A 12,714-nucleotide genomic window follows, 5' to 3' on the forward strand; every position below is an offset into this window, starting at 1 on the left:
CTCCACCGCTCTGGCGCCTCGACCGTCGTACCCGGGTGGCCCACTCCGGCGGCGATTCCGGGCTCTCCGGGTACGACGGTCGGTTCAGCGGGCGTCAGGCGGCGTCGTCGCGCGCCCACGCCGGCGCCGGGCCCATGCCGAGCCGCCAGCGGGCCGCCTCCTCCGAGGGGCTGTGCCGGCCGAGCGTGCGGCGCAGCAGCCGCAGCTGCGCCCGGGTGACGGCGAGCTGCGCGGCGCCGCCCGCACCGCGACCGGGCACCCCGGCGGAGTCCGCGATCGACGGCGAGACGAGGTAGGCCGCCGCGCCGGAGAGGCCGCGGTAGACGAGCCGCTCGGGCGGGCTGAGGCCGGGCGGCGCCGCGAGGAACGACCGCAACGACGTCGGGACGGGCTCCAGCTCGGGCCGGAACGCCGCCAGGGCGTCGGCCAGCTCGGCCGCCGTCGTCGGCAGGTCGGTCGCGCCGAGCTCGCGGGCCGCCCGGGACCACTCCCCCACGTAGGCGTCGGGCCAGCCGCGGCCGAAGCGCGGCGCCAGATCGCTGCCCACCCCCTGCTGGGCGGCGAGGAACGCGTCGGTGAAGGCCAGGTGCACCCAGCGCAGGAGGGTCGGGTCGGAGGCGGAGTAGGGCCGGCCGCGCACGCTGCCGCGGACGCTCGCGTGCATGCCGCGCACGCGCGCCGCCTCGCGCTCGGCCAGCTCCGCCGAACCGAACGTGCTCACCACCAGCCAGCGGGCGGTGCCGGCCAGCCGCTTCCAGGGGTCCTCGCGGTAGGCCGAGTGCCGCTGGACGCCGGCCAGCGCCAGCGGGTGCGCGCCCTGGCCGAGCAGCGCCGCCACCCCGCCGACGAGCGTGGAGAGGTCGCCGTGCACCCGCCAGACGACGCCGTCCGGCTCGAACCAGCCGGGGCCGGTGCCGACGCGGGCGATGTCGCGCACCCACTCCGGCGCTCCGGTCGGGTCACCGGAGACGCGGGCCCGGAAGGCCTCCCGCGCCTGCTCGGACAGGGAGGCGAGGGGGCGCACCTCTCCGAATGTGCCACGCGCGCGCCACCCCGCTACCGGTGCGGGCTTCCCCGGCTGCCGGTGCGGGCTTCCCCGGCTGCCGGTGCGGGCTTCCCCGGCGACCGATGGACCTCGGCGGCCCGTTTCCGCGGTGGGAACGGGTCGCTCGGGTCCAACGGTCGAGCTGTCCACAGGGCTGACCGCACCGGCGCCCGGTCCGGGCCACGATCCCCCGGTGCACGAACTCGCCTCCCTGCTGCCCCACGGCGCCGGTCGCCGCGACCGGGTCACCCGGGCCACCAGCTCGAGCAGTGTCAGCCGATGGCTGGACGGCGGCGCGCTGGTCCTGGTCCATCCCGGCGTCGTGGCGCTCGCCGACCGGGCCCACGACTGGACGGTCCGGGCGCGCGCCGCCGTCCTCTGGTCCCGCGGGGCGCTCAGCCACCTCTCGGCCCTGGCGCTGCACGAGCTCGTTCCCGCCACGCCCGCTGGGCCGCTGCACGTGACCGTGCCCGCCGATCGGTGGCCGCGCGGATCCGAGGGCGTCGTGGTCCACCGCACCACGCAGCGCCTGCCCATGAGTCGGGTCCGCGGCCTCCCGGTGCTCGACCCGGCCCGGAGCCTCGTCGACGCCTGGGTCCGGGCGTCCAGTCCTCGACGCAACGAGCTCGCCCTCCGCGAGATGCCGGTGGTGCGGCAGGCGGTCATCGAGGCCGCGCGGACCCGCGCCGTCGACGTCGAGGGCGTGATCGCCGAGTCCGCCCGCCAGCCGCGCCACGCCGGGTGCACCTCGCTGGAGCACCTGCTGGCCCTCGTCGCGGACGGTTGCCAGAGCGAGCTGGAGATCTGGGGCGTCACCCACGTGCTGGGCCTGCCGGGGCTGCCGGCAGCGGTCCAGCAGCACCGCGTCGTCCTCCCGGACGGACGGCGGATCGACCTCGACGCCGCCTGGCCCGGCGCGCGGGTGGCGGTGGAACTGGACGGCGCCGCGTTCCACGGCAGCCGGGAGCAGCGGGAGCGGGACCTGCGCCGGGACACGGCGCTGGCGGCGCTCGGGTGGGTGGTGCTGCGCTTCAGCTACCGCAGGCTGACGACCGACCCGGAGGGCTGCCGGCGGGAGATCGCCGCGGTCGTCCGCCGCCGGCTGGCCGACCGTTGAACGCCGGTGGCCCAGAACCGCAGGGGTTCTGGGCCACCGATGTACAGCGGAGCGGGAGCGGCGGGTGCTACGCCGACTTCTCGCGGGGGGTGCGGGTCGGCTTGCGGGGCACGATCGTCGGGTTGACGTGCTCCAGCACGACCTCCTTGGTGATCACGACGGAGGCGACGTCGTCCCGGCTGGGGACCTCGTACATCACCGACTGCAGCACCTCCTCCATGATCGCGCGGAGCCCGCGGGCGCCGGTGCCACGGAGGATGGCCTGGTCGGCGATCGCCTCGAGGGCGTCGTCGCTGAACTCCAGCTCCACCCCGTCGAGCTCGAACAGCCGCCGGTACTGGCGCACCAGGGCGTTCTTCGGCTCGGTGAGGATGTTGATCAGCGCCTCGCGGTCCAGCTTCTGGACGGCGGTGATGACCGGGAGCCGGCCGATGAACTCGGGGATCATCCCGAACTTCAGCAGGTCCTCGGGCATGACCTCGTTGAACATGTTCGACTCGTCGAGCTCGCGCTTGCTCGTGATCTCGGAGCCGAAGCCGATGCCCTGCTTGCCGACCCGCTGCTCGATCACCTTCTCCAGGCCGGCGAAGGCCCCACCCACGATGAACAGCACGTTCGTCGTGTCGATCTGGATGAACTCCTGGTGGGGGTGCTTGCGCCCGCCCTGCGGCGGCACCGAGGCGGTCGTGCCCTCGAGGATCTTCAGCAGCGCCTGCTGCACGCCCTCACCGGAGACGTCGCGGGTGATCGACGGGTTCTCGCTCTTGCGGGCGATCTTGTCGACCTCGTCGATGTAGATGATGCCGGTCTCGGCGCGCTTCACGTCGTAGTCGGCGGCCTGGATGAGCTTGAGCAGGATGTTCTCGACGTCCTCGCCGACGTAGCCGGCCTCGGTCAGCGCCGTGGCGTCGGCGATGGCGAAGGGGACGTTCAGCATCCGCGCGAGGGTCTGGGCCAGGTGCGTCTTGCCGCACCCGGTCGGACCCATCAGAAGGATGTTGGACTTGGCCAGCTCGACGGCCTCGTCACGGGTGCCGCCACCGGCCTGCACCCGCTTGTAGTGGTTGTAGACGGCGACGGCGAGCGCGCGCTTGGCGGTCTCCTGGCCGATGACGTACTGGCCCAGGAAGTCGTGGATCTCCTTGGGCTTGGGCAGCTCGTCGAACTTCAGGTCCGAGGACTCGGAGAGCTCTTCCTCGATGATCTCGTTGCAGAGGTCGATGCACTCGTCGCAGATGTAGACCCCGGGGCCAGCGATGAGCTTCTTGACCTGCTTCTGGCTCTTCCCGCAGAACGAGCACTTGAGCAGGTCACCGCTCTCACCGATTCGTGCCACCTGCTGACCTCCAGATCGGGGGAAAGGTCCGTCGGTCCGCGGACCCGATGTGGTGCTGGACTGCCCGTGCTCGACCCCGCTGACGACGTTCCGCGAGGTGCTCCTCCCGGCGCTGCCGGCCGGGGATCGGGCGCTCGTCGACGGTACCTGCCGACCCCGACGCCCGGGGGGACGTGACGCACCCCCTCGGCCGGAGCCCGGCGGGTCGTGTCGTCGCACTCGACACTGGCGACCCCCTGTGCACTCCGCCCCCCAGACGGTACGGGCCGAGGGCGCCTGACGCGACGCCTCGGCCCGTACCGGCCGGGAACACGATCAGCTGCTCGCGGGCATCGCGTTGAGCTTCCGGCTCTGGATCACCTGGTCGACGATGCCGTAGTCCTTGGCCTCCTGGGCCGTGAGGATCTTGTCGCGGTCGATGTCGGAGCGGACCTGCTCGGCCGTCCGGCCGGTGTGCCGCGCGAGGATCTCCTCCATCTGCTTGCGCACCCGCTCGATCTCCGCGGCGTGGATCTCCAGGTCCGACACCTGACCGCCGGCCTCGCCGGAGGGCTGGTGGATCAGGACCCGGGAGTACGGCAGCGCCAGCCGCTTGCCGGGCGTGCCGGCGGCGAGCAGCACCGCGGCGGCCGAGGCGGCCTGGCCCATGCACACGGTCTGGATGTCCGGGCGGACGAACATCATCGTGTCGTAGATGGCCATCAGCGACGTGAACGAGCCACCGGGCGAGTTGATGTAGATCGTGATGTCGCGGTCGGGGTCCGTGGACTCGAGCGTGATGAGCTGGGCCATCACGTCGTTGGCCGACGCATCGTCGATCTGCACCCCGAGGAAGATGATCCGCTCCTCGAAGAGCTTGTTGTACGGGTTGCTCTCCTTCATGCCGTAGCTCGTCCGCTCCACGAAGGAGGGGAGGATGTAGCGGCTGGAGGGCAGCTGGAAACCGCTCATGTCGTCAGTCCTCGCTGCTCAGTTGTCGGTGACCGGGTTGGCGCTGTCGGTCATGGCGGCCTTGCTGACGACGTGGTCGACGAAGCCGTACTCGAGGGCCTCGGCCGCGGTGAACCACCGGTCGCGGTCGGAGTCCTTCTCGATCTGCTCGACGGTCTGCCCGGTGTGCTGCGACTGCAGCTCGTTGAGCTCGCGCTTGGTGCGGCGGAAGAGGTCGGCCTGGATCGCGATGTCGGCCGCGGTACCGCCGACGCCCGCCGAGGGCTGGTGCATCATGATCCGCGCGTGGGGCAGGGCGTAGCGCTTGCCCTTGGTGCCGGCGGTGAGCAGGAACTGGCCCATCGACGCGGCCAGGCCCATCCCGTAGGTCGCGACGTCGCAGTCGATGAACTGCATCGTGTCGTAGATGGCCATGCCGGCGCTGACCGAGCCGCCGGGCGAGTTGATGTACAGGTGGATGTCGCTCTTGGGGTCCTCGGCCGACAGCAGCAGCATCTGCGCCGCCAGCTGGTTGGCGATGACGTCGTCGACCTGGGTGCCCAGGAAGATGATGCGCTCGCGCAGGAGCCGCTCGTAGACCGAGTCGTTGAGGTTCATCCCCCCGGCGGAGCCGCGCAGCTGCGGGGCGCTCGCCGAGTTCGGGTGGGTGCTCACGGGTGTGGTGACCTCCGTAGGACGGTCGGGCAGTCGGTCTGGAGTGGATGGTTCTTCGGTGGTGCGGGGCCCGGGGGCGCGCCGCCCGGGGGGTTCTCCCCCGGTGCTCGCCTGAGTCCTGTCGACCCTAACGCGCGACCTGCGGGGAGGAGTCCCGCCCGGCGGGGTGTTCGCCGTGGGCGCAGCGGGCGGGGCGGCCCGCGCGACGCCCCGCGAACGGACGACGCCGCCCCGCCCCGGCTCGCGGGGTGGGACGGCGTCGGCACGCAACCCTGTCCGGAGGCTCGCGCCGCGCGGTGCGTGGCGGGAGCAGGACAGGGTCCTCGCTCAGGCCTTGGCCTCCTCGTCGGCGGCCTCGGGGCTGGCCGCGCTCTCGGAGCTGTCGGCGCTCTCCGAGCTGTCGGCGCTGTCCGCGGACTCGAGGTCGGCGGGCGAGGCGTCGGCGTCCTCGGCGTCGGCCGCGGGGGCCTGGACCGTCTTCGGCCGGATGGCCTCCAGGTCGACGACGTTGCCGGAGGCGTCGGTGATCGTCGTCTGCTCGAGCAGCTGCGCCAGGGTCTTGGTGCGGCGGACGTCGGCGACGAACTCGGCGATGTTGCCGCCCTGCTGCAGCTGCTGCGCGTACTGCTCCGGGCTGACCCGGTTGCGCTGCGCCTGGGCCATGATCTGCGCCGACAGGTCGTCGTTGTCGACGGTGACCTCGCGGGCGTCGGCGACGGCGTCGAGGACGAACTGCGTCTTGACGGCCTCCTCGACGTTCTTGCGCAGGTCGGCGTCGTAGGCGTCCTTGTCGTCGACGCCGGCCATCTGCAGGTAGCCGTCCCAGTCCATGCCCGCGTTCTGCAGCTCCTGGGTCATGGCGTTGTTGCGCCACTCGACCTCGCGCTCGACGAGGTTCTCCGGGAGCGGGACCTCGACGGTCTCGAGCAGCTGCTCGACCAGCTTGTCGCGGGCCTGCGCGCCCTGCTGCAGCACCTTGGTGCGCGACAGGCGGGTGCGGACGTCACCCCGCAGCTCCTCGAGGGTGTCGAACTCGCTCGCGGTGGAGGCGAACTCGTCGTCGAGCTCGGGGAGCTCCTTCTCCTTGACCGAGCGGACCGTGACGGTCACCTCGGCCGACTTCCCGGCGTCGGGGCCGTTGAGCAGCGCCGTCTCGAAGGTCTTCGACTCGTCGACGGACAGCCCGCGGACGGCGTCGTCCAGGCCCTCCATGAGCGAGCCGGAGCCGACCTCGTAGGACATGCCGCTGGTCGAGCCGTCCTCGAGCTTCTCGCCGTCGAGGGTGGCCTCGAGGTCGATGGAGACGAAGTCGCCGTCCTGCGCCGCGCGCTCGACGGCGTTGAGCATGGCGAACCGCTCGCGCATGACGGAGACCTGCTGGTCGATCTCCTCGTCGGTGACCTCGACGTCGTCGACGGTCACGGCGAGCGCGTCGAGGTCGGGCAGCTCCAGCTTGGGGGCGACGTCGACCTCGGCGGTGAACTCCAGGGTCTGGTTGTCCTCGAGCTTGGTGACCTCGATCTCGGGCTGGCCGATCACCCGCACCTGGTTCTCGCGGACGACCTCGGAGTACACCTCCGGCAGCGCGTGGTTGACCACCTGCTCGAGGACGGCCGGGCGGCCGACGCGCTGGTCGATGATGCGGTTGGGCACCTTGCCGGGGCGGAACCCGGGGATGCGCACCTGGTTGCGGAGCTCCTTGTAGACCTCGCCGAAGGCGTGGTCCAGGTCCCCCCACGACACCTCGATCGCCATCCGGACCCGCGTGGGGCCGAGTTCCTCGATGGTGCTCTTCACAGCGCAGTGCTCCTCGGGTGTCGCAGTCAGGGGTGGGCGTCGGGCGGAACGGACGACGCCGGTCGACCCACGAGTCTAGAGACGTGGGGGACGGAGCCGGTCTGGCGGTCGGGGTGACAGGATTTGAACCTGCGGCCCCCTGCTCCCAAAGCAGGTGCGCTACCAAGCTGCGCCACACCCCGTGGCGGACCGAGCATAGGAGAAGGACCCTCCTGCCCCCCAACCGCTCGCACGCTCGCGGTGGGCCCCTGCAGGAGGGCCGCGCCACCGCGCCTGCTCATCCGACGGGGTTCCTGCTGGCCGCCACCTCCAGCACGGCCTCCGCGGCCCGGCGCTCCCCGCGGTAGCGGGCGTAGGCGGCCTGCAGTTCCCGGGCCCGGGCGCGGTGGTCGGGCCGGGTGAGGACCGTGGCGACGGCGTCCGCGACCTGGTCGGGGGTGGGGGTGTCGGTGCCCAGCGCGAGGCCTGCGCCGGACCAGGTCACCCGCGCCGAGACCTCCGCCTTGTCCTCGGTGGTGCCGGCGACCACGACCGGGACGCCCGCGGCCAGCGCCTGCTGCAGGCCGCCGTAGCCGCCGTTGGTCACGTAGACGTCGGTCATCGGGAGGATCCGGTCGAACGGCACGTACGGGGTGAGCCGGACGTCGGCCGGTCGCAGCGCCGGCGGCAGGAGGACGTCGGGGTCGTGGCCGACGGTCGTGGCGATCACGAGCGGCCCGGTGCCGGCCAGCCCGGCGACGGCGGGGAGCACGAGGTTCGCGGGGTCGGTCGCGAGCGTGCCCTGGGTGACGAGGACGACGGGGCGGCCGCCGGCGTGCGCGGTCAGGACGTCGTCCCACCACGGCGGCGGGGTGAACTCGTCGATGCCCGCGGGCAGGAACGGGCCGACGAACTCCACGGTCGCGGGCAGGTCGCGCCGCGGGTACTCGAACTCGGGGACGCTGGGCACGAGGTAGCGGTCGGCGATCGCCGCGCCCCAGTCCATGAAGTAGGCGTCGATCGGCGGCAGCCCGAGGCGGGCGAGCACCTGCTCGGCGGCGCGCTGCGGAGCGGCGAACACGACGTTGCGCATGGCCCAGTTGAGGGTGCGGTCGCGCCACCGCGGGCCGGGGAGCAGGCCGGTGCCGAAGGGCGGGGCGTCGGCGCTGGTGAGGCCGAGCGGCGAGACGGAGAAGACGACGGCGGGGATGCCGCGCCGGCGTCCGGCCAGGGGGCCGGCCATGAAGCCCTGCTCGGCGACGACGACGTCGGGCGCGAAGTCGTCGAGGACCGCGTCGATCTCCTGGACCCAGGCCGGGATGGGGTGGATGAAGACGTCGAGGATCGACTGCCTCAGGCCGCGCAGGCTGCCGGTCCCGTTGCCCTCCAGTTCGGCGTCGTCGATGTCGAGCCCGGCGCTCATCGGATAGGCGCGGGCGCCGGCGCGCTCGACCTGGTGCCGGTACTTCGCGCCGCTGTACCAGACGACCTCGTGGCCGGCGGCGACGAGCTCGCGGACGATGGGCAGGCCGGGCCGCAGGTGGCCGGCGAACGGCATGGTGGTGAACAGGATGCGGGCCATCGGGGGCTCCTCGGGTCGGGGTGGGTCTCAGGGGTGGAACCGATGCCGGGAACCGTGGCCCGACCCGCTTGACGCGCGGTCGACGCCGGACCACGCTGGCCGCGCGCTCGCTCGACGACTGCTGAACGCGCAGGTCAGGCCGCGATCGGGAGGTCGGACGTGATGGTCTACGGCGTGCTGGGCGCCGTGGAGGCACGCCTGTCCGCGGACGCGCCCCCGCTGGACCTCGGCAGCCCGCTGCAGCGGGTGCTGCTCGGGCTGCTGCTCACCGAGCCGGGTCGGTCGGTGTCGCTGGACCGGATCGTCGACGCGCTGTGGGCCGACGCCCCGCCCGCGGATCCGGACGCCTCGGTGCAGACCTACGTGTCGCGGCTGCGGCGGGTGCTCGGCCGGGTGGTCGAGCGGACGCCGGCGGGCTACCGGCTGGTGGCCGAGGCCGGCGACGTCGATGCGGGGCGCTTCTCCGCGTCGGCCGCCTCGGCGGGGCGGCGGCTGGCGGGCGGGGATGCTGCCGGCGCGCTCGCCGACGCCGACGAGGCACTGTCGTTGTGGCGGGGACCGGTCGCCCTGGAGGACGCCGGGGACCGGCCGTTCGCCGCCGCCGCGCGGGACCGGCTGGAGGAGCTGCAACGCACCTGCCGGGAGGACCGGACGGCGGCGCTGCTGGCCCTGGGCCGCGCGGCCGAGGCGGTGCCCGAGGCGGAGGCGCTGGTGGCCTCCTCCCCGCTGGCGGAGCGGCCGTGGGTGCTGCTCGTGGACGCGCTGGCCGCGGCCGGCCGCACCGCCGACGCGCTGGCCCGCTACGCGCAGGCCCGCCGGCTGCTCGACGAGGAGCTGGGGCTGGCGCCGGGGCCGGCGCTGGAGGCGGCCCAGGCGCGGGCGTTGCGGGGGCCGGTGGCGGTCGCCGCGGCGCCGTCTCCCCCGCCGGCCCTCGTCGGCCGGGACCGCGAGTTCGGTCTGCTGCGCGACCTGGTCGCCGGGCTGCCGCGCACCGGTCCGCGGTTCGCGCTGGTCGACGGCGAGCCGGGCATCGGCAAGACCCGGCTGCTGGCGGAGGTGGCGGCGGCCGCGCGGGCGTCCGGTGCGCGGGTGGCGGTCGGGCGCTGCCACGAGGACGACGACGCCCCGGCACTGTGGCCGTTCCTGCAGGTCACCGGCGCGCTCGGCGGCGGGGCGGGAGCCGAGGGCGGCGCCGCGGGTGGCGCCTTCGCGGCCTTCGAGGCGGTGCTGTCGACGCTGGTCGCGGCGTCGTCGAGGGCGCCGGTGGTGGTCGTGGTCGACGACCTGCACTGGGCCGATCCGGCGTCCCTGCGGCTGCTGGGGTTCCTCGCGGTGGAGCTCCAGCACGGGCCGGTCGCCGTCCTGGGGACCTGCCGCACCGGCGTCCGGGATCCGGGGCTGGCGCGGGTGCGCGCCGCGCTGGCCCGGACGCCGGGGTTCACCCAGCTCACCCTCGGTCCGCTGGAGCCGGCCGCGACCGCCGCGCTGGTGGCCGGCGTCGTCGGCTCGGACGCCGCCGGGGAGGTGCACGAGCGCTCGGGCGGCAACCCGTTCTTCGCGACGGAGCTGGCGCGGGTGCTCAGCGGGGACGGCTCCGGGCCCGTGCCGCCCGGCGTCCGGGACGTGGTCGAGCGGCGGCTGGCGGGGCTGCCGGAGCCGGCGCGGGAGGTGCTGACGCTGGCCGCCGTCGCCGGGCAGCGGTTCGCGGTGTCGCTGCTGCAGCGGGCGGACGGCGCCGCGGCGCCCGACGACCTGGCCGACGCGCTGGACGCCGCGGAGTCGGCCGACCTCGTGCGGCCCGCCGGCCCGGGCGAGCTGGCGTTCGCGCACGCGCTGGTGCGGGAGACGCTCCTGGAGGGCACTCCCCCGCTGCGGCGCGCCCGGCTGCACGCGCGGCTGGCCGCGGCGCTGCCGGCGGGGGCGGCGCCGTTCGAGCGGGCGCACCACCTGGTAGCGGGGCGGCCGTTCACCGACGCCGAGGCGACGGTGGCGGCGTGCTCCGCGGCGGCCGAGCGGGCGGCGCACGACCACGCGCACGAGAGCGCGGCGCGCTGGTGGGAGCGGGCGCTGGAGGTGCTGGACGCCGAAGGCGACCGGCCGGAGCTGCGGTCGGAGCTGCTGCTGCGGGCCGGGACGACGATGGCGCGGGCGGGGTCGTGGGCGGAGGCGCAGCGGCTGCTGTCCGGGGTGATCGACGCGGCGCTGGCCCGCGGGGACACCGGGACCGCGGCGACGGCCGCGGACCAGCTGCAGGGCATCGGCGGGCTGTGGTTCCCGGTCACCTACGGCGTCTACCCGGCGGAGCTGGTGGGGCGGCTGGAGGCGCTGCTGGCCGCGGTGGGCGAGGTGGACGGGCCGGCGCGGGTTCGGACGCTCGCGGCGCTCGCCGTCGTCGTCCACTACGGGCCGGACCGGTCGCGCGGGCTGCGCGCGGCCGAGGAGGCGGTCGCGGCGGCGCGGCGCACAGGCCGGGTGGACCTGCTGCGGACGGCGCTGGTCGCGCGGCTGGGGGCGTGCTGGCTGCCGGGGCACGAGGACCGGCTGATCGCCAATGCCACCGAGCTGCTGGAGGTGACGCCGGCCGAGGAGCTGCCGGAGGTGGCGATGCTGGCGCTGGTGCGGCGGGCGGTGGCGCGGATGGGGCTGGGCGACGTGGACGGCGACGCCGCGGACCTGGCCGCCGCGTGGGAGCTGGCCCGCCGGCACGACCTGCCGCTGGTGCACGCGCAGCTGGTGAGCATGCAGGCGGCGCGGGCGATGCTGTTCGGCGACCTGGAGACGGCGGAGGAGCTGGTCGACCGGACGTTCGCGCTGGTGCAGCGGACGCAGCTGTACACGCAGTCGTGGCAGGACCTGGTGATGCGGTCGTTCATCTGGATCGACCGCGGGTGCCTGGCGCAGCGGCTGCCCGAGGCGGCGGCGGGCGTGGACACGTCCGGCGGGGCGGGGAGCGGCACGCTGCTGACGGCGATCGCGCTGCTGGAGGCCGGGATGGCGGCGGAGGCCGCGGCGGAGATGGCGCGCGTCGACGGGTGGGCGCCGTTCCCGATGCAGTGGGACTGGCTGGCGCTGACGTGCTGGCAGGCGTACGCGGCGGCGGAGCTCGCGGCGACCCCCGTGGGCATCGACCCGGCGGTGCCGGCCGCGATCGCCGACCGGCTGCTCCCCTTCGCCGACCACCTGGCGGTGCAGGGCGGGATCGGGGCGCAGGGCCCGGTGGCGCTGCTGCTGGGGCGGGCGGAGGCGGCGGCCGGGCGGCTGGACGACGCCGAGCGGCACCTCCGTCAGGCGGTGGCGGTCAGCGCCCGGTCCGGGCTGCGGCCGTCAGAGGCACGGGCGCGGCTGGCTCTGGCGTCGCTGCTGGCCCGTCGCGGGGACGTCGCGGGCGTGTCCGCGGAAGCGCGCGCGGCCCTGGCCCTGGCCGAGGAGGTCGGGATGGTGCGGGTGGCCGACGAGGTACGGCGGCTGGACCCACGATGAGGGGGACGACGGTGTCGCATCCGGTGTTCGCGCGGCTGTGGCCGCACCTGGCGGCGGCGGGCGAGCGGCAGGGGACGGCTGAGCTTCGCGACCGGTTGCTGGCCGGCGCCGCGGGGCGGGTGCTCGAGCTCGGGGCGGGCAGCGGCACGAACTTCGGCCACTATCCGTCCGCGGTGACCGAGGTCGTGGCGGTCGAGCCGGAGCCGCGGCTGCGGGCGCTCGCGGCGTCGGCCGCTCTCTCGGCGCCGGTGCCCGTGACCATCGTGGACGGGGACGCCGACGCGCTCCCGGCGGAGGACGGCGCCTTCGATGTGGCGGTCGCGTCGCTGGTGTTGTGCAGCGTGCCGGACCAGGGCCGGGCGCTGGCCGAGTTGCGGCGGGTGCTGCGCCCCGGGGGCCGGCTGCTGTTCTGGGAGCACGTCCGCGGTGAGAAGGCCGGGCTGGTGCGGGCGCAGCGGGTGCTCGACGCGACGGTGTGGCCGTTCTTCGCCGGCGGGTGCCACACCGGCCGGGACACCGCGGCGGCGATCGAGGCGGCCGGTTTCACCATCGAGCGGCTCGACCGCTTCGACCTGCCGGACCTCCGGGTGAACCTCAACCCGGCAAGCCCGCAGGTGCTCGGGATGGCGGTCCGGGCGTGACCGCGGGGACCGGTTACGCTGGCCGGGCACCTCTGCGGGTGTAGCTCAATGGTAGAGCCCCAGCCTTCCAAGCTGGCCATGCCGGTTCGATCCCGGTCACCCGCTCCACGCATAACCGCAGGGAAGGGCGCG

General features: G+C 74.6%; 9 protein-coding genes and 2 tRNA genes. 4 read left to right on the forward strand and 7 right to left on the reverse strand.

The window, feature by feature from the left end; all coding sequences use genetic code 11:
* Positions 1-94: 94 nt before the first annotated feature.
* A complete protein-coding gene (locus BMY88_RS24100; protein ID WP_211435490.1) occupies positions 95-1,024 on the reverse strand; it encodes an oxygenase MpaB family protein in 930 nt (309 codons plus the stop codon).
* Positions 1,025-1,238: 214 nt separating this feature from the next.
* Between BMY88_RS24100 and BMY88_RS24105 the strand changes: the two genes are divergently transcribed.
* Positions 1,239-2,162, forward strand: a complete 924-nt coding sequence (locus BMY88_RS24105; protein ID WP_211435491.1) for a DUF559 domain-containing protein — start codon at positions 1,239-1,241, stop codon at positions 2,160-2,162.
* A gap of 67 nt (positions 2,163-2,229) precedes the next feature.
* Here the strand turns inward: BMY88_RS24105 and clpX are convergent, their stop codons facing one another.
* The 6 genes from clpX to BMY88_RS04490 form a co-directional block, all read right to left on the reverse strand.
* The gene (gene clpX / locus BMY88_RS04465) at positions 2,230-3,498 is read right to left on the reverse strand and encodes an ATP-dependent Clp protease ATP-binding subunit ClpX (protein WP_091940579.1); all 1,269 of its coding nucleotides are present in this window, start codon (positions 3,496-3,498) and stop codon (positions 2,230-2,232) included.
* 315 nt (positions 3,499-3,813) lie between these two features.
* Positions 3,814-4,449, reverse strand: coding sequence for an ATP-dependent Clp protease proteolytic subunit (locus BMY88_RS04470; protein WP_091940581.1), 636 nt, complete (start codon positions 4,447-4,449; stop codon positions 3,814-3,816).
* A gap of 18 nt (positions 4,450-4,467) precedes the next feature.
* Positions 4,468-5,103, reverse strand: coding sequence for an ATP-dependent Clp protease proteolytic subunit (locus BMY88_RS04475; RefSeq protein ID WP_428978305.1), 636 nt, complete (start codon positions 5,101-5,103; stop codon positions 4,468-4,470).
* A gap of 327 nt (positions 5,104-5,430) precedes the next feature.
* Positions 5,431-6,900, reverse strand: coding sequence for a trigger factor (gene tig, locus BMY88_RS04480; protein WP_091940583.1), 1,470 nt, complete (start codon positions 6,898-6,900; stop codon positions 5,431-5,433).
* 108 nt (positions 6,901-7,008) lie between these two features.
* A tRNA-Pro gene (locus tag BMY88_RS04485) sits at positions 7,009-7,082 on the reverse strand.
* Between the two features lie 95 nt (positions 7,083-7,177).
* A complete protein-coding gene (locus BMY88_RS04490) occupies positions 7,178-8,461 on the reverse strand; it encodes a glycosyltransferase (protein WP_091940585.1) in 1,284 nt (427 codons plus the stop codon).
* 162 nt (positions 8,462-8,623) lie between these two features.
* Between BMY88_RS04490 and BMY88_RS04495 the strand changes: the two genes are divergently transcribed.
* From BMY88_RS04495 to BMY88_RS04505, 3 genes are all read left to right on the forward strand, one after another.
* Positions 8,624-11,941, forward strand: coding sequence for an ATP-binding protein (locus BMY88_RS04495; RefSeq protein ID WP_091940587.1), 3,318 nt, complete (start codon positions 8,624-8,626; stop codon positions 11,939-11,941).
* On the forward strand, positions 11,938-12,582 hold the full coding sequence (locus BMY88_RS04500) for a class I SAM-dependent methyltransferase (protein ID WP_091940589.1): 645 nt from the start codon (positions 11,938-11,940) through the stop codon (positions 12,580-12,582). The genes BMY88_RS04495 and BMY88_RS04500 overlap by 4 nt, the downstream gene beginning before the upstream one ends.
* A gap of 34 nt (positions 12,583-12,616) precedes the next feature.
* Positions 12,617-12,690: transfer RNA gene (locus tag BMY88_RS04505), tRNA-Gly, on the forward strand.
* The last annotated feature ends 24 nt before the right edge of the window (positions 12,691-12,714 follow it).

The organism is Trujillonella endophytica (assembly GCF_900110555.1).
GTDB classification, from domain to species: domain Bacteria; phylum Actinomycetota; class Actinomycetes; order Mycobacteriales; family Geodermatophilaceae; genus Trujillonella; species Trujillonella endophytica.